The 543-nt window shown below is 49.5% G+C and carries 1 protein-coding gene; it reads right to left on the bottom strand.

Features of this window, described 5'->3' with window-relative positions; translation table 11 throughout:
- Positions 1-543: RQC domain-containing protein (locus R7190_RS29980; RefSeq protein ID WP_318138220.1), on the bottom strand; the 543-nt coding region annotated here is incomplete at both ends.

Here is a 543-nt window from a genome sequence, read left to right as displayed (position 1 = left end):
GCTTCTTATCGTAGTTTTTGCTGGTCAGTTTGTCCGACTTCGCAGCGCGTGCTGCGGTATCCAAACGAGGAACCGCTAGCTCGAGCGACACATCCCCGCGCAATAATGGTCGAGCTTCCTCGGTCAATTGCAACGTCGAGTTTCGGGTGATGTTTTGAAACAACAGTCCTTTGTGGATTAACTGGCGGAAGATACTCACCCAGTAATCATGGCTGTGATCGCGGCCAATGCCGTATGTAGAGATCTTATCGTGGCCATGTTCACGCACGCGGATATTTTGCATACCACGCAGCACCTCAACCACATACGTCATACCAAAGCTTTGGTTAACACGGTAAACACACGACAACGCTTTTCGCGCTTCTTCTGTCGCATCAAAATGTTTGGGTGGATCGAGGCAGATATCACAGTTACCACAAGGCTTCTCGCGGTACTCACCAAAGTAGTTGAGCAGAACCTGACGACGACAGGTTTGTGCTTCCGCAAAGGCACTCATCGCATTAAGTTTATGGCTTTCTACTTGCTTTTGCGGTCCATCGTCTT

The organism is Vibrio sp. 1078-1 (assembly GCF_033340475.1).
The sequence above is the reverse complement of the archived record's forward strand: the minus strand, read 5'-3'. Positions and strand labels throughout refer to the sequence as shown.